Origin of the sequence: Prevotella lacticifex (assembly GCF_019973375.1) — a bacterium.
GTDB lineage: Bacteria > Bacteroidota > Bacteroidia > Bacteroidales > Bacteroidaceae > Prevotella > Prevotella lacticifex.
Genome location: NZ_BPTV01000002.1, coordinates 657,050 through 674,168 on the forward strand (window position 1 = coordinate 657,050; position 17,119 = coordinate 674,168).

The window sequence follows — 17,119 nt, forward strand, 5'->3', positions numbered from 1 at the left end:
CTCCATCGGGAGCCTAAGCCTGCCTATGACTATTTTCCTTGAGTTATGAACCTCTCTAACCAATTATGAATAATCGGTCCACGAGAAATATCCAGTGCACCAAATAAAGGGCTGGGATTCGGACTCTCTTGTGACAAAAACCGAATATAACCACTTGCGTTTGCAAGGGCTTCGCCCATTGTTTCTTCTCCGTCGCAGGCTTGCTCCGAAGCAAGCTTCGGCAAGCCGGCGACGGAGAAGAAACAGCCTTCGTGCCTCAGGCTTGCAACCGCAAGAAAAACCTTCAAAACCGCTGATGCCGCAGAATACGACCATGCGATTAGGTTTAGTTTGTAGTCGTCCGAGCGCAAGAATAAACGATGGTCGTTTGCATGGGGCGAGTAGAAAGGTTGTTACCGCTTAATAAATAAAGGATTCGGTCTTACGACCGACCGGACGGCCATAAAGGCCGCCCCTGCAACCGCACTGTGCAGCTAATCTGTAACTATAAGGGCCATAAATATCTCAAAAACTAAAGGACACCCTCGCAAAGCCGCAAAGACCGCAAAGGAGTTTTTTCGGGGGAATTCGGGGGCGGAGGGGCATATATATAATAATGTATACATTATATAAGGCACAGACTGGGGAGGGGGCGGAGGGGCATATATATAATAATGTATACATTATATATAGGGCACGGGCGGGGGAGGAAACGGGGCGGGGAAAGAAAATGACGGTGAAATATTTTGCTATCTCACTGGATTGCACTATCTTTGCAGAGATTCCTGCGAGGGCCGCCGGGAGGAAGACGAGGCGGACGGAGACGGGAAGAGAGCTACAACGACAAATCAATGACAAACAAGATATGTTTATGAGACGGATTATAGCACTAATGATGATGGTCGGACTGACACTGATAGCTTCGGCGCAGACCGACGTGATGAGTGTCGACGACGCTATCGCAATCTTTAAATCGGGAAAGAAGGCCACCGCCGACGCCACTCTCTCGAAGCAGGGCTACCGCTATAAGGGTGTGTCGACACTGCTGCACAAGGACTACTGCTGGGCCAAGAATGTGGAACTGTCGAAGGACTTCCTGCCTGAGAGCTACGGCAAGGGCAACTCGAGTGTGTTCATGATGGCCACTGACGGCAAGAGCGCGTTCCTCTATGTCTACAACCAGCGGGCCTTCGCCGGTCTGCAGGCTCAGGTGAAGAAGAAGGGCTACGAGGTTCAGAAACAGAAGGACGGGTCGCTGCTCTGCACCCACGATGCCCTTCCGACGCTGACATTCATGCAGTTGCAGATGCCCTACCCGTTCTGTATGGTCGTCACACCATAGGAAACGCGAGGCCGAGCTGAGGCCGCGGCGAGGACGAGAGGCAGCCGGGGCAAGGCTGAGCGGAGGCCGCGGCGAGGTTGAGCGGCGGGTTGTAACCCGCCGAACACGACAGCACAGACAAGAGAGAAGCCGAAAAACGGGCGCCCACGGAAAAAGGCGGGGCACGGAAAGACAGGCACGACGCACGGGAGAGGCCGAAAAACGGGCGCACGCAGATAAAGGAGGGACACTTAAAGGCAGGCCCAGCGCACGGGAGAGGCCGAAAAACGCACGCCCACGGAAAAAGGCGGGGCACGGAAAGACAGGCACGACGCACGGGAGAGGCCGACGAAGGGCACACACGTAGATAAAGGATAGGCACGAAAAGCGGAGCACTGAACGGTGCTGCGAATCTCTATGCAATGTAAAAAACGGGGAGGAAAATGGAGGAAGATGAAATAGAAGTAGGGACGATCGGGTTCGAACCGATGACCTCTGCAATGTGACTGCAGCGCTCTAAACCAGCTGGGCTACGCCCCTGTCGTTCTATTTGCGGATGCAAAGGTAATAATAATATGTGTAAATGCCAAAGAAAAAAGGCGCGTTTTTTCGTTTAGGACAAAAAACGCGCCTTTGATATTGTTATACGGCCACCGAGAATACGGATTCCACGATGAAAGAATCTCATTTGCGATATTTGCGACTTTGCGAGGTGTTCATCTCAGACAATACCAGCCCCTGCAAGTGGATAGGTGCAGCACATGTAATCATGATGGAGAACAGAAGGCTGCGAGGGAGCGAGCCAGGGGGCGGAAGGTGCTGGATCAGTCCTTCTTGCCTATCGTCTGGGCACGGTATTTCATCGGTGTGAGGCCGAGGTGCTCCTTGACATAGTGGCTGAAATAGGAGCGGGTCTTGAACTTCATGATTTCGCCTACCGACTTTATCGACAGCGTAGGATTGCGCAGGAGCCGCGTTATCTCGGCCATGGTGAACTTGTTTATCCAGAAGGAGGCCGTGTGGCCGCTGGTATCCAAGCTTATCTCGGAGAGGTATTTGGCCGTGATACCGAGTTTGTCGGCATACCACCTCACCTCGCGTTCCGACTTGTAGCTGCCGTTCTCGAGCATCGTGATGAAGTCGTGGAAGTAGCGCATCGACTGCCGACCGCTGTAGACGATGCTGTTGCCCGCCTGGTTCTGCCGGCTGTGGATGTCGTAGAAGTCGTACATCATTATATGCACGAGATTATGCAGAACTGGGCGGTAGAACATGTGGTCGTGGATTGGCAGCCGCTCGCGTATGCACTCTATCGTCTCGAGGAAGAACGCCAGGTCGCGGTCGGTCATCTTCACGACGGGACTCTCTATCAGCGCCGACATCCGGAAGTTGTACGACATGATATCCGGCTCATCGACGGTGAGATAGATTCCGTGGATGAAAATCGCCTTCATGGTGAAATCGGGGCTCACCTCCAGCCACGTCAGGACGTTGTTGTTCATGACGAACAGTCCGGTGTGGTCGGAGATGAAATACTCCCGGTCGGCGATTTTTATCTTAGCGTAACCCCCTGAGCAGTAGACGAATAACTGGAAATCGTGATATTCGTCGCTCGTCGTCTCCCGATAGTCGTCGGTGATGTGGAAGAGCGCGCTGTCGTCGTAGAGCTGCCGATTCTGTGTTTGTGTGCCTTCAGCCATAGATTCCCGTCATTACTTAGCGAAGCGCAGTCCCACCTGCATGCCGTCGTAGCTGCCGAGGATGGAGCTGAGGGTAGAGAGTGTGGCGTTGCCGGTGAGCTTACCTAACGATCCGGCATACTTCATGAATTTCGACGCATCCATGACGATGAGGAGGTTGTTGCCGTCGAGCTCAGTTTTTCCTACGAGCTGCTGGAGTCCGCTGGCGTAGGTGAGTACGACATTCTTTCCGCTGAGCTTGTATGTTCCGCTGACGGTCTTTGTTCCCACGGTCTGGGTGAAATTGCCGTCCTTATCGAAAGTCATCTTGAATTTGCCCTTTGTGATGCCGAATTTCTGCAGTTCGGTCTGGAGTTTCTTCTCCACGGCAGCGCTGGCGAGCTTTCCGCCGAGGTTCTTCAGTGCATCCGACGACTCGAAGACTACTGCCGGACGGGTGTATTTCCATGTTCCGGCGAGCGTCTCGGTGCTTGCCGACGAACCCCCGAGGAGTGACGAGACAGCCGAGAGGAGACCTCCAGCAGCCGACGAGGTGTTGTCGGTGGTGGCAGTAGTTTCGGTTGTTGTCGTGGTTTTTGTCGATTTTGTCGACTTTGTTGACTTTGTAGAGGTCTTCTTTGTCGACTTCTTGGTCGATTTCTTGGCGGTTTTCTTCTTCACCGGCATCGAGGTAGATGCTGACTCAGAGGAAGTTGCGAATGCTGAAGCCGGTGCTGCGATGAGAAGCGCTACGGCTGCTGCTAAAGATAATAATGCTTTTTTCATTTGAGTTGAATTTTTGATGGGGTTAATGGGGTGAATGGGGTGAATGAGAGAGGTGGGGCTGCCAGCTACGGCGGGGCTATCAGCAGGCTTTGAAGCTGAGGTCGAGGCCCTTGACGGAATGGGTGAGGGCACCGACGCTGATGAAATCGACACCCTGCTCGGCGTAGTCGCGGATAGTGTCGTAGGTTATGCCTCCCGACGACTCCACCTCATAGCGGTGGTTGATGATTGTCACGGCCTTGCGCGTGTCGGCGGGGGTGAAATTGTCGAGCATGATGCGGTCTACCCCTCCCTCGTCGAGGACCTGCTGGAGCTCGTCGAAGTCGCGGACCTCAATCTCAATCTTCAGGTCGAGGCCCTTAGCCTTGAGATACTCGTGGCAGCGGCGGATGGCGTTGACGATGCCTCCGGCGAAGTCGATGTGGTTGTCCTTGAGGAGAATCATGTCGAAGAGGCCTATACGGTGGTTCATTCCGCCCCCAATCTTCACGGCCTGCTTCTCGAGGATTCGCATTCCCGGAGTCGTCTTTCGGGTGTCGAGGATATGGCATCCCGTTCCGGCTACGCGCTCTACGTAGCGGTGTGTCATCGTAGCTATTCCGCTCATACGCTGCATGATATTCAGCATCAGCCGTTCCGTCTGTAGCAGCGAGCGCACCTTTCCGGTGACGACAAAGGCAATGTCGCCCGGTTTGACGTGAGCGCCGTCGTGGATCATCACGTCCATCTTCATTGTCGGGTCGAACTTGTTGAACACTTTCCTTGCCATCTCGACACCGGCGAGGATTCCCTCCTCCTTGACGAGGAGATGGCTCTTGCCCATGGCATCGGCCGGGATGCAGCAGAGCGTTGTGTGGTCGCCGTCGCCGATGTCCTCGGCGAAAGCCAGTTCGAGGAGCTTGTCCTCTAATTCGTCAACTGTGAGCATTTTGTATTGTTTTTTCGTTTGTTTTATTCGTTGTCACTGATGATGGTCTCGTCGCGGTAGGCTCGGAGTATGCCGTCGTCGTCGCGTTCCACGACGATTGTACCGCCGAGCCACTCCGTCATCGGCAGCTCGTCGCGGAACTCGTAGTAGTTGACCACGCGTCCGTCGCTGATTTCGACCACAGCCTGCGAGAGCGTCGCCGCGGGCGTTATGACCTTATGAGCACCGACACGTCGCATCAGCGTCCCTCCCTCAAAGTCTGCGGAGCCATCTGCACAGCACCACCGGCGGGTGCCGGTGCACTGCCACCGCCGCTAACGGGCATTCCCGACGGTGATGGTCCCTGCGGTGCAGGTGCCGCCGACGTTCCCGGGCCCTGTGCTCCCTGCTCCGGCTGCTGCTTAGGAGCGTGCATGCGCAGGAAGTGTATGTTGGTGATACAGAGGATTTTCAGCGTTGTCGACGGGATTACCCCATTGTCGGGCGGGAAGAGGATGTACCCCCGTATGGCCTTTATGCGGTTGGCGGTGAACCCGCCGAAGAATGTCGACTGATGGCTGTCGGAGCTGATACGCATCACCTGGCTGACGACGGAGTCGTTGTCGAGGGTCAACGCAATGACAGCCACGGCATTACGCGTACCGTCCTGGATGATGTAAGCGGCATCGAACTGCATCGAGAACGTGTCGCCGACATGATATGCCGTATCGCAGCGCATGGCGAAGGAGTAGCTGTTCTGTCCCGCCTCGGGCATGAGGACGACGGCCTGCGGTCCTTTCCACACGTCGGCGGTGTCGCCATTCTGCTTGTAAGTCTTAGCCATGCCCATGCCGGAGCCGTTGGCACCCAGGTCCTTAGCCTCGTTGTCGAGTCGCTCGGCGAGCTTATCGTAGATGTCGTGGAACTGGTCGGTGTGCCTCATATAATAGCGCATGGAGGCATCCATCTGCTTGTCGGTGTAGCCATACTTGCGCAGAACGGCCTCCTTATACTCCACTATGCGCTCGTCGCGGTGGGCCTCATCGCCCTGCTGCGCCATAGCCATGGCCACATGGTAGTCGTAGAGGATGTCCTCCATCTCGCCTGGCTGTATGTAGTCGTCGGGAACACCGGGCTTGCAGGCCACGACGATCGCGGCCAAAGCGGTGAGACACAGCATGTTGATGATGATCCTGAGCTTACTCATTACTTATTTTCAGTTATCGTATCGGTGGTGGCGGCGACATCAGAGGCCGCTGCCGTGGCAGCGTCGGCATCGGCCGAACTGCTTGCTTGTGAAGCCTCAACCTCCTCAGTATCAGAAGTTTCGTCGTCGGGAGCGTCGTTCTCTGATCCGTCGTCACCGCTCCTGCCTTTCCTTTTGTCCCTGTCGAGGTCGGTGCTGAGCGTCTTGTTATAGAAGATGAGCAGACAGATGACCCCCACGGTGATGCAGGCATCGGCGAAATTGAATATGGCGTTGAAGAACGTAAATTCCCGTCCGCCACCTATGGGCATCCAGTCGGGCAGGGTGCCGTGCCAGAGTGGGAAATAGAACATATCGACGACGCTGCCGCTGAGCAGCTGCGTGTTGTAGCCTTGTCCCCAGGGCACGAGCTGCGCCACGTCGAACGGTGTCGAGGCGGTGAAAATCTGACCGTAGACCACCGAGTCGAAGATGTTTCCAGCTGCTCCGGCGCAGATGAGACAGATCATCGTGAGGTATCCCCATTTGACGTTCCGGCGTATGAGCGAGACGATATACCAGATGATGAATCCCACGGCGACGATACGGAAGAGCGACAGGAAGAGCTTCGATCCGAGTTCCATTCCCCATGCCATTCCGCGGTTCTCGATGAACTGGATGCGGAACCAGGGCGCGATGACGATTTGCTCGCCGAGCGTCATGTGGGTTTTAACCCATATTTTTATTATCTGGTCGATGACGAGCAGTGCCACGATGAGCACTGCCGCCACGACGGTTTTCTTTTGTTTTACAGTCATTTAGTGATTCTTGTGCGCATTTTTCGACTCTACGCTGAGTGTGGCGTGCGGTACGGCGCGCAGGCGTTCCTTAGGTATGAGCTCCCCGGTGATGCGGTCGATGCCGTAGGTCTTGTTCTGTATGCGCAGCAGAGCGGCCTCGAGGGCGTTGATGAATTTCTGCTGACGCTGCGCCATTCCCACGAGCTCCTCCTTTGTCTGGGTGAGCGATCCCTCCTCGAGGGCCTTGTAGGTTGGCGATGTGTCGTCGACATCGTTGGTATTCTTGTTCATCAGCTGGTCCATAGTTTCCTTATAGTCCTGCCGCGTCTTAGCTAATTTCTCGTTTATTATCTGCCTGAACTCCTCGAGTTCGGCATCGCTGTAGCGTTTTTTCTCAGCCATAGTATATTAACTTTGTGCCCCGCCGTCGCCCCGTTTCCCGTTTGGGTGACGTGGTGGCGGCGGTGCTGTGATGGTTGTTTCTGCTAATGATTTCAGGTCGACAGCGCTGTAGTGCGAGCGCTCTCAGGCCTTCACAATCTTGATATTCAGCTTGAAGTCGTCGAAGTCGACCTCCTGTCCGTCGTTTGGCGCGATGTCGATGCTGTTGGCGAGGACCTGCGCCTTGACGAGGTCGCCGTAGCTCTCGATAGCGGCGTCGGTGTCGGCGTTCGGCGACAGCGTGACGGCAATGCGGTCGGTAATCTCCAGTCCGGAGTCCTTACGGAGGTTCTGGATGCGGTTGACGAGCTCGCGGGCCATGCCCTCGCGTTTGAGGTCGTCGGTGAGCTCCACCTCGAGGGCCACGGTGAGGTTGCCCTCGTTGGCCACGAGCCATCCGGGGATGTCCTCGCTGATGATTTCGACGTCGTCGGCGAGCACCTCAAGGCTGTTTCCGTCGACGGTGATAGCGAGTTTTCCGTCGGTCTCGAGGCGTGCGATATCGTCCTGCGAGAGGGCACTCATCTGTGCGGCGACACCCTTCATAAGCTTGCCGTACTTCTTTCCCATGACGCGGAAATTACATTTTACCTTCTTGACGAGCATGCCCTGACCCTCGATGAAGTTCAGTTCCTTGACGTCGGTCTCGGTCTTGATGAGGTTGGCGACGGCCTCGATATGGCGTTTCTGCTCGTCGTCGACGGCCGGAATCATGATCTGCGACAGTGGCTGGCGCACCTTGATATTCACTTTGCGGCGCAGGGCGAGTACCATACTCGTGATCTTCTGTGCCATCTCCATACGTGCCTCGAGGTCGGTGTCGATAGCCGACTCGTCGACAGCGGGCCACGTGTCGAGGTGGACGCTCTCGAGCTTGCCGCCGAGGTCGTGGTAGAGGGCATCGGCATAGAACGGCGCGAACGGTGCGAGGAGCTTGTCGACGACCATCAGACAGGTGTAGAGGGTGTCGTAGGCCGACTGCTTGTCGGCGCTCATCTCCTTGCCCCAGAAGCGCTTACGGTTCAGACGGACGTACCAGTTGGACAGGTCGTCGTTGACGAAGGCGTCGATGAGTCGTCCGGCGCGGGTAGGATCGTAGTTGTCGAGCTGTTCCTGGACGCCCTTGACGAGGCTGTTGAGCTTCGAGATTATCCACCGGTCGATCTCGGGAGCGTCGGCAGCGGGCTTCACGGCATGGTCGGGGGCCTCGTAGCCGTCGACATTGGCGTAGAGGGCGAAGAACGAGTAGGTATTATATAATGTGCCGAAGAACTTGCGGCGGCACTCGTCGACACCGTTCTGGTCGAATTTCAGGTTGTCCCACGGCTCCGAGTTCGTCATCATATAGAAGCGGACGGGGTCGGCGCCGTACTTATGTATCATCTCGAAGGGGTCGGTGACGTTGCCGACGTGTTTCGACATCTTATTGCCCTTGGCGTCGAGGACGAGACCTGAGGAGATGACGTTCTTGAAGGCTACGCTGTCGAAGACCATCGTAGCGATGGCGTGGAGGGTGAAGAACCATCCGCGTGTCTGGTCGACACCCTCGTTGATGAAGTCGGCAGGATAGAAAGCCGGCGGCACGGGGGTACCCTCATAGTTCGAGGTGATGAGCATCCGGCGGTATTCGGCCTCGCTCTTGCCTGTGGCCTTGAGTTTCTCGGCGTTCATCTCACCCTCGAATGGATAGTGGAGCTGGGCGTAAGGCATTGAGCCAGAGTCGAACCACACATCGATGAGGTCGGACTCGCGGCGCATGGGCTCGCCGTTGTCATTGACGAGGATGATGTCGTCGATATACGGACGGTGGAGGTCGATGCGGTCGTAGTTGGCCTGACTGTAGTCGCCGGGCACGAAGCCACGGGCTTTCAGCGGGTTCTCCTTCATCACTCCGGCCTTGACACTCTTCTCAATCTCCGCATAGAGTTCCTCCACCGACCCGATGCACTTCTCGCCGCGGTGCTCATCGCGCCAGATGGGCAGCGGGGTGCCCCAGAAACGGGAGCGCGAGAGGTTCCAGTCGTTGAGGTTCTCGAGCCAGTTGCCGAAGCGTCCTGTGCCCGTCGACTCGGGGTGCCAGTTGATGGTCTTGTTGAGTTCGACCATGCGTTCCTTCTTCGCCGTATCGCGGATGAACCACGAATCGAGGGGATAATAGAGGATTGGCTTGTCGGTGCGCCAGGAGTGGGGATAGGTGTGGACGTGCTTCTCAATCTTGAAAGCCGTTCCCTCCTGCTTCATCTCCATGCAGATGACGATGTTGAGGTCCTCCTCCTTCTCGGAGCGCTTGCGGTCCCAGACACCGTTCTCGTTGTATTTCGGGTCGTAGGCGTTCTTCACGTAGTCGCCGGCATGATGGCTGTAGAGAGCCTTGTCGACGCAGCGGTCGGTGAAGTTGCCGTCGAGTTCGTCGAGGGTATAGTATTTCCCCTGGAGGTCGACCATCGGGCGCGTCTCACCTTTCTTATTAATAAGGTATAGTCCCGGTATGGCGGCATCCTTCGACACCTTGGCATCGTCGGCACCGAAAGTCGGGGCGATATGCACGATACCGGTACCGTCCTCAGTGGTGACATAGTCGCCGAGGATAACGCGAAAGGCCTGGTCGGCCATCTCGACGAAAGTATCGACACCGTCCTCACCCTTGAAAACCTTCTCGGGGTGGGCGGCAGCATAGTCGGAGACGAATTTCTCGCTGTACTCGTCGACTTTCTCGCAGGGCTTCACCCACGGCATGAGCTGGCGGTAGCGCAGGCCTTCGAGGTCGGTACCCTTGAAATGGGCCACAACCTTATAAGGCACATATTTGTCACCATGCTGATACTCAGGCAGTTCGCCGTCGTCGGTGATAGGACCGCCGGGGTTGAGGTATGCGGGCACACGGGCCTCAGCCATGATGAGGGTCATCGGCTTGGCGTTGTAGGGGTTATAGGTCTCGCAGACGACATAGTCGATCTTCGGACCCACACAGAGTGCCACGTTCGAAGGCAGTGTCCACGGCGTTGTCGTCCATGCCACAAAATACGGGTCGCCCCAGTTCGACTTCTTCAAGCGCTGCGACTTGGTCTTGAGCTGTGCCCAGCTGTCGTCGTCGATGCGGAACTGTGCCGTGACGGTGGTATCCTTGACGTCGCGGTAGCATCCCGGCTGTGCGAGCTCGTGGCTCGACAGTCCTGTGCCGTCCGACGGGCTGTAGGGCTGGATGGTGTAGCCCTTGTAGAGTAACCCCTTGTTGTAGAGCTGCTTAAGGAGCCACCACAGGGTCTCAATATATTTGTTGTCGTAGGTGATATAAGGATGGTCGAGGTCGACGAAGTATCCCATCTCCTCGGTCACCTGGCGCCACTCCTTGGTGAATTTCATCACGTTCTCGCGGCACTTGTGGTTGTAGTCCTCGGTAGAGATGTATTTCGGCGACTTCTTGTTGTTGATGTCCTTCTTCGTGATGCCTAACTCCTTCTCCACACCGAGCTCCACGGGCAGTCCGTGGGTGTCCCAGCCGGCCTTGCGGTGCACCTGGAAGCCGCGCATCGTCTTATAGCGGTTGAAAGTGTCCTTGATGGAACGCGCAAGGACGTGGTGGATGCCGGGGTGTCCGTTGGCCGAGGGTGGTCCCTCGAAGAAAATAAACTGAGGATGCCCCTCACGTTGGTCTATACTCTTGTGGAAGATGTCTTTCTCCTTCCACTCCTCAAGAACGTCTCGGTTCACCTGTGTAAGGTCGAGCCCTTTGTGTTCGGCGAATTTCTTAGCCATAGATATATTTATTTGTCTGTTTTCTCTTTTCTATACTATATTTTTATAAGGTTGCAAAATTACCAAAAAAAAATGTTTCCGCCAAAAAATCACGTTAAATTTGGTTCGTCGGCGAGAATATGTTATTTTTGCAGCACCAAAGGACAGCGGCGACGCTGAATGGCAGCCGCAGTCCGGGGCGATTATGGCTCTGCAAACCAATAATTTACAATAATATAATGTTACGAAAGATTTCGAATCACATCTATGTCGTCCTCGCGGCCTGCCTGCTCATGGCCTGCCAGCTGCCCGGACACAGCAACAAAGCACAGGACCTGCCTGAGCTCTCCGCCGACACGGCAGCCATCGACGGCAACGATGCCGTGAGTGCCGAATCCGATGCCGACAACGCCACCGACGACGGCGCGGAGGGCTCCGTGGCCGATGCCGACGGCAAGTCGTCGCCGGCGAATCCTGTCTGCGGACTGCCACGGGTGGCGAAGGGCACACCGGAGGTCGTCCTGCGGCGCGTGGGATACACCGTATCCTACAACCCCGACAACCGCATACCGAACTGGGTGGCATGGGAGCTCACCGCCGACCATACCGACGGTCCGTACAAGCGCGGCGGAATAAAATTTCAGGAAGACGAGGGCGTGACAACCTACGACTACCAGCGGTCGGGCTACGACCGGGGCCACATGTGTCCGTCGGGCGACAACAAGTGGAGCGAGGAGGCGCAGCAGCAGAGTTTCCTCATGACGAATATGTGTCCGCAGAGCCACGGCCTCAACGCCGGCGACTGGAACGAGATGGAGATGCAGTGCCGACGGTGGGCCGAGGAGTTCGGATCCCTCGACATCATAGCCGGACCAATCCTCTTCCGCGGACGGCATAAGACCATCGGCAGCGGTGTCGTAGTGCCAGAGGCGTTCTTCAAGGTGGTATACTGCCCCTCGCGCCACATGGCCATTGGCTTCATCTACCGCAACGAACCCGGCAACCGACCCAAAGGCGACTATGTCAACTCGGTGGCCGAAATCGAACGCATCACGGGTTTCACCTTCCTCACCGCACTTCCACCGAAGCTCGCGGCAAAGGTAAAGAAGGAGGCCGACCTCTCGCAGTGGTATTAGCACCGGGGCCGTGGGGCCATAGCCCCATGGCTCCCCGCCGTCGTTCCGCCCCCCCTGTCATCGCCTATCCTTCCTATCATCGCCTATTCTTCCCTCTTCCCTATCATCGCCTATCCTCCCCTATGCTTGCCTATCGCGCCATCCTCCTGTAAATATATTTCATTTCCCCTCTCATTTTTATCTCCTCTTATAACCGCCTATCCCTCAGCCATTTACAATTCCTATCAAACGACCTTGCGAAACGGCCCATTTCGTCCTCCCAAACGGACCGTTTCAGCCTCCCAAACGGCCCGTTTTGCAACCTCAAAAGGCCCCTCTCCGAAAAATGTAAAATATTTTCTTCGCAAGTACCCCATATCCGCGCCATATCCCTATCATCGTCTATTCCTCCCTATGATTGCCTATCCTCCCCTATCATCGCCTCCCATCTCCCCTCCCCCTCAAAAATTATTTCAAAACCGTTTCCTTTTGTCTCTTCTCCCACCATCACCAAAAAATTATGAATAATTAATCGTCGGGATTTTGCAGATAAAGAAAAAACGCTTAACTTTGCGACTGTCAAAACTACTCAAACTGACAAAATACTGAAATCAAAAATAAATACGAAAACTTATGAAAATCAAAAGCACTAACATCCCAGAGGTGAAATTGGGCATCATCGCCGTCAGCCGTGACTGTTTCCCAATAGAATTGTCTACTCAGCGTCGCGAGAATATCGTAAAAGAATATAAAGGTGAAATCTTCGATTGCCAGACAACCGTTGAGAACGATGCCGACATGCTAAAGGCTCTCGACGAGGTGCGAGCAGCAGGATGCAACGCTCTCGTGGTGTTCCTCGGCAACTTCGGACCGGAGACTCCAGAGACGCTCATCGCCGAGAAATTCGACGGACCATGCATGTTCGTGGCTGCCGCTGAGGGCGACGGCGACATGATCAACGGTCGTGGCGACGCATACTGCGGAATGCTCAACTGCTCGTATAACCTCGGCATGCGCCACCTGAAAGGCTATATCCCGAAGTATCCGGTGGGAACAGCTACCGACATCGCGGCAATGATTGCCGACTTCGTTCCGGTGGCACGAGTAATACTCGGACTCAAGGGTCTGAAAATCATCACCTTCGGTCCACGCCCACAGGATTTCTTCGCCTGCAACGCGCCTATCAAGGGACTCTATGAGCTCGGCGTCGAGGTGGAGGAGAACTCGGAGCTCGACCTCCTCGTAAGCTACCGACAGCATAAGGACGACAAGCGCATACCGGCAGTATGCGAGGACATGCGCAAGGAGATGGGCGAAGGAAAATACTACGAGACACTGCTGCCGCGAATGGCACAGTTTGAGCTCACACTCCTCGACTGGGCAGAGGCTCACAAGGGCAGCCGCAAGTATGTGGCCTTCGCCGACAAGTGCTGGCCGGCATTCCCGTCGCAGTTCGGCTTCGAGCCATGCTATGTCAACAGCCGTCTCTGCTCACGCGGCATACCGGTGGGATGCGAGGTCGACATCTACGGAGCGCTGTCGGAATATATCGGTATCTGCGCGTCAGGCGACACGGTGACGCTCCTCGACATCAACAACTCGACACCAAGGTATATCTACGACGAGGACATCGTACCGAAATACGGAAAGAAATTCGACATCACCGACACATTCATGGGATTCCACTGCGGAAACACGCCGAGCTGCAAGATGTGCGCTAACCGCGCCATCAAGTACCAGCTCATCCAGCACCGTCTGCTCGAGACCGGCGACCCCGACTTCACACGCGGTACCCTCGAGGGCGATATGGCTCCGTCGAAGATCACATTCTACCGCCTGCAGTGCGACAGCGAGGGACAGCTGCGGTCGTACATCGCCGAGGGCGACATCCTCGACGTACCGACACGCTCCTTCGGCGGCATCGGCCTCTTCGCTATCCCGGAGATGGGACGATTCTACCGTCACGTGCTCCTCGAGAAGCACTATCCGCACCACGGCGCAGTAGCCTTCGACCACGTAGGAAAGACGCTCTTCGAGGCCTTCCGCTACCTCGGCGTCAAGGACATTGCCTACAACCAGCCGAAGTCGCTGCCATATCCTACCGAGAACCCATTCGCTTAAAAACGCACCGGCCCCGCCCCGAAACAAAAGGGACACCGGCATAAAGTTCTCCGGCCCTGCCCCGAAACAAAAGGGGCACCGGCCTAAACCCATGGCACCCACGCGCTTCGCCATTCCCGACGGCGCGTGGGTGCCTTTTTTTGTTCGTAGCGGTGAGGAGCCGCCTCCCAGCCGCGGCTTTCTGGCCTCCCCGCTGCTGTTTTCTTCGCCTCTCTGTGCCTCCCCGCTGCGGCTTTCTTCGCCTCTGTGCCTTTTTGTCGTGTTCGGCGAGTTATAACTCGCCGCTCTCCCTCCGTTTCTCCCCGCTCCCCTCCGTTCTCCCCGCTCTCCCTCCGTTCTCCCCGTCTTTCCTCCGTTCTCATCCGTCTTTCCTCCGTTCTCATCCGTCTTTCCTCCGTTCTCATCCGTTTTCCTCCGTTTCCCCTCCGTTTTCGCCCCCTTCGTATAGGCACAAAAAAACGGGGCGATACTTTCGTACCTCTCCGCTGAAGATTAAGTTATTTAATCGCTGTAATGTTGTTGCTCGGAAAAATGGTGGGCTTGCGCCCAGACAATCATCTCAAGCAGCAGGGCCTTTACTTGTCAAGGCCGATGTGGTTGTTTACGCGAATTGCGTTTGCTACTACTGCTGCTACGATTGCCATTACCATAAATGTTGTCATCATAATCAATTTTTCCTTTCTCTAATTGTTAATTCATTACCCCCGAAGGGCCAACTTAAATTTAATTTTCTACCGGGTGTACTAACGACCCTTTTGCTTAATTGCACTGCAAAGGTACGCATTGTGTGCGAACACAGCAAGCTTTTCGCTCTTATTTTCCCCTCCGCGCCGTCTTTCTTAGTCTATATCAACCCACTTGACATGCGTCAGTCCGTCAGCACACAAAGAAATTCTTCGGAGTTTCTTTGGCGTTCTGACTAAAATTCACTACCTTTGGCCAATGAATATAATACATTGAGGACACAGCTTATGATTACACCTGACAATTTTGAATCACAGTACAGTGATCCCATAGAGCAACGCCAGATAAGCAAGTTTGTCTGCGACGAGATTTCCCGACAAATACACCGGTACATAAAGGGTATGTCGGGGTCACACCGCACGATGGAGAAATTCGAAGACAGCCTCCGAAACCTCACCGTGCCGGAGAAAGAACGCGCCATAGCCGCATATATCGACCTCAACCGCCACGCACTCGACGGACTCGACATGAAGATGGTGCTCGTGAGGGCTATGGCCAACTACTGCGACACATTTGCATACATGATGCAGATGATCAAGGACAAACGAAAATGGCTGATGTACCTGAAGGCTATACGCGACACCTACTTCCGTTTCCATGAGGTGTTCGAGGAAAACGGCAAGTATGGCATCCGCGACCACGACGGACGAGTGACCGTAAGTCCAAGCTACGAATTCCTGCGTACACCTTATATATATGTAGACGATATCCGACAGACACCGGTAATCGCCCAGAAGAACGGAAAGATGGGACTCATCCTTGCCGACGGCCACGACACCGTCGTCGCACCGTTCCGCTACGACGATATCTCCCTGCGTGACGAGGAGCCCTACTTCGTCGCTCGCATCGGCGACCGCACCGTCTACCTCGATACCGCACCGAAAGGACGCAACCAATAACGCCCTCCCGGCCATCCACGGTCTCTAAGCAACGACAGGAATCAAGCCCATCGCCAACGACAGGAATCAAGCCCTCTCAACAATGGAAAACGAGCAAACGGAACCAGCCACACATCCACAGCAGCCGTCAGCCCCCGCATCACCGAGGGCTGACAGCGGGAAAGCAGCCCCGTCCCCTCAGCCGTCAGCGCCCATCAACCCAAGGACTGACAGCGGGAAAGCAGCCCCGTCCACTCAGCCGTCAGCACCCATCAACCCAAGGACTGACAGCGTGCAAGCCCCGTCCCCCCACCCGTCAGCCCCCATCACCCCAAGGGCCGGCAGCGGGCAAACACCGTCAGCCCCGCTGACACGCAGCGAGGCGGAGGCGCATTGGCGCATCCATGCCAACGAGATCCTCGCCTCTGATGCCGACTACCTTGCCGCCGAGCGCATACAGAAGCACGTCGGAAAGGTCGTAGGCTGGTCGTATGTCGTACTCGTGGCGAGCCTTTTGGCGTTTATGATGGGTTTCTATCTCTGGCGTTTCCGTTTCTTCTGGGCCATCTGCATCTACGTCGTCCTCCTCTGCCTCGCAGCTCTCGCCGCCCGAACCATCTCCGTCCACGCCATGCGCAACGACCACCTCGGCGACCGCGTCAAAGCCGCCCATGACCGGTTCATCACCCGCGCCACCGGCTCCTGAGCCGCCTTCCGCCCCCTGACCCTCCTCCATCTCGCCCCGCCTCCCGTCTCCCGCTCGCCTCGCCGCCTCCGTTCCCCTCTCTCGGGTCTTTGCTGTCGTGTTCGGCGGGTTACAACCCGCCGCCCGCCTCGCTCTGCCTCCTTCCTCCCCTCACTTCCATTGACCTCTATCAATCTGCTTGATTCTTATCAAGAATATAGCATTTCCCCCAATAAAACTGCAAAATTGTTTTGCCGTGTGCGCAAACAGCTGTACCTTTGCAAGCGTAAAAAGTTAGTAGATTGTTTAGGTTAGTAGTAATAGATTTAGGTTTTTAGTTATTTTTTTAGGTAAGAAACAAAAGAGATTGTTTCAGTTTTATTTAGGTTTAGTTATTAGGTTTAAGGATTGATTAGATTTCAGGTAATTATTTCGATGCAAGATTAATGGGGAACGCCGCGAGGCGCGAACCAACAATCAAGCACGATGTTCTATAAAGAACGTAGAGGGAGATCACCGAGAGGCGGTCTTTTTTTATGCCCCTACGTTTCCAACCCACTATCACCTCTATCCACCGCCGCATCCATCTACCCCATTCGCCCCATCAACTGTATCCCTCTCTCCTCCAGCTCATTAGCCCCATTCACCCCATCAACCCCATTAACCCCATCCTCTGATTCCTGCTCTCCTCCAGCTCATTAGCCCCATTAACCCCATTAACCCCATCCTCTGCTTCCTGCTC

General features: G+C 55.5%; 13 protein-coding genes and 1 tRNA gene. 5 read left to right on the top strand and 9 right to left on the bottom strand.

Annotated features, from left to right (window positions below):
• The first annotated feature begins 850 nt into the window (after nt 1–850).
• Entirely contained in the window at nt 851–1,321 is a 471-nt protein-coding gene (locus LDN30_RS12990; protein ID WP_223927394.1) for a hypothetical protein, read from the top strand.
• A gap of 444 nt (nt 1,322–1,765) precedes the next feature.
• On the opposite strand, the gene LDN30_RS12995 is transcribed toward LDN30_RS12990, so the two are convergent.
• The 9 genes from LDN30_RS12995 to ileS all read right to left on the bottom strand — a co-directional run bounded on the left by LDN30_RS12995 (nt 1,766) and on the right by ileS (nt 10,855).
• A tRNA-Val gene (locus tag LDN30_RS12995) sits at nt 1,766–1,840 on the bottom strand.
• Between the two features lie 284 nt (nt 1,841–2,124).
• A complete protein-coding gene (locus LDN30_RS13000; RefSeq protein ID WP_223927393.1) occupies nt 2,125–3,000 on the bottom strand; it encodes a helix-turn-helix domain-containing protein in 876 nt (291 codons plus the stop codon).
• Between the two features lie 12 nt (nt 3,001–3,012).
• The gene (locus tag LDN30_RS13005) at nt 3,013–3,765 is read right to left on the bottom strand and encodes a lipocalin-like domain-containing protein (RefSeq protein ID WP_223927392.1); all 753 of its coding nucleotides are present in this window, start codon (nt 3,763–3,765) and stop codon (nt 3,013–3,015) included.
• A 79-nt stretch (nt 3,766–3,844) separates the two neighbouring features.
• Complete coding sequence (gene nadC, locus LDN30_RS13010; RefSeq protein WP_223927391.1) at nt 3,845–4,693, bottom strand: carboxylating nicotinate-nucleotide diphosphorylase; 849 nt, start codon at nt 4,691–4,693, stop codon at nt 3,845–3,847.
• A 23-nt stretch (nt 4,694–4,716) separates the two neighbouring features.
• Nucleotides 4,717–4,932 (bottom strand): hypothetical protein, encoded by a 216-nt coding sequence (locus LDN30_RS13015; RefSeq protein ID WP_223927390.1) that lies wholly within the window; start codon nt 4,930–4,932, stop codon nt 4,717–4,719.
• Nucleotides 4,932–5,879 carry a DUF4296 domain-containing protein gene (locus LDN30_RS13020; RefSeq protein ID WP_223927389.1) on the bottom strand — a complete coding sequence of 316 codons (948 nt, stop codon included), beginning with the start codon at nt 5,877–5,879 and terminating at the stop codon, nt 4,932–4,934. The genes LDN30_RS13015 and LDN30_RS13020 overlap by 1 nt, the downstream gene beginning before the upstream one ends.
• Nucleotides 5,879–6,676: a lipoprotein signal peptidase gene (locus LDN30_RS13025; RefSeq protein ID WP_306421523.1), complete on the bottom strand. Its 798-nt coding sequence runs from the start codon at nt 6,674–6,676 to the stop codon at nt 5,879–5,881. Before LDN30_RS13025 ends, LDN30_RS13020 begins: the two co-directional genes overlap by 1 nt.
• Nucleotides 6,677–7,060: a TraR/DksA family transcriptional regulator gene (locus LDN30_RS13030; protein ID WP_223927388.1), complete on the bottom strand. Its 384-nt coding sequence runs from the start codon at nt 7,058–7,060 to the stop codon at nt 6,677–6,679.
• Nucleotides 7,061–7,183: 123 nt separating this feature from the next.
• Nucleotides 7,184–10,855 (bottom strand): isoleucine--tRNA ligase, encoded by a 3,672-nt coding sequence (gene ileS, locus LDN30_RS13035; RefSeq protein WP_223927387.1) that lies wholly within the window; start codon nt 10,853–10,855, stop codon nt 7,184–7,186.
• 218 nt (nt 10,856–11,073) lie between these two features.
• Here ileS and LDN30_RS13040 point away from each other — a divergent pair, with 218 nt between their 5' ends.
• The 4 genes from LDN30_RS13040 (at nt 11,074) to LDN30_RS13055 (ending at nt 16,398) form a co-directional block, all read left to right on the top strand.
• Nucleotides 11,074–11,970, top strand: a complete 897-nt coding sequence (locus LDN30_RS13040; protein ID WP_223927386.1) for a DNA/RNA non-specific endonuclease — start codon at nt 11,074–11,076, stop codon at nt 11,968–11,970.
• Nucleotides 11,971–12,588: 618 nt separating this feature from the next.
• The gene (locus LDN30_RS13045; RefSeq protein ID WP_223928309.1) at nt 12,589–14,070 is read left to right on the top strand and encodes an L-fucose/L-arabinose isomerase family protein; all 1,482 of its coding nucleotides are present in this window, start codon (nt 12,589–12,591) and stop codon (nt 14,068–14,070) included.
• A 971-nt stretch (nt 14,071–15,041) separates the two neighbouring features.
• A complete protein-coding gene (locus LDN30_RS13050; protein WP_223927385.1) occupies nt 15,042–15,713 on the top strand; it encodes a hypothetical protein in 672 nt (223 codons plus the stop codon).
• Nucleotides 15,714–15,795: 82 nt separating this feature from the next.
• Entirely contained in the window at nt 15,796–16,398 is a 603-nt protein-coding gene (locus tag LDN30_RS13055; protein ID WP_223927384.1) for a hypothetical protein, read from the top strand.
• Nucleotides 16,399–17,119: the final 721 nt, after the last annotated feature.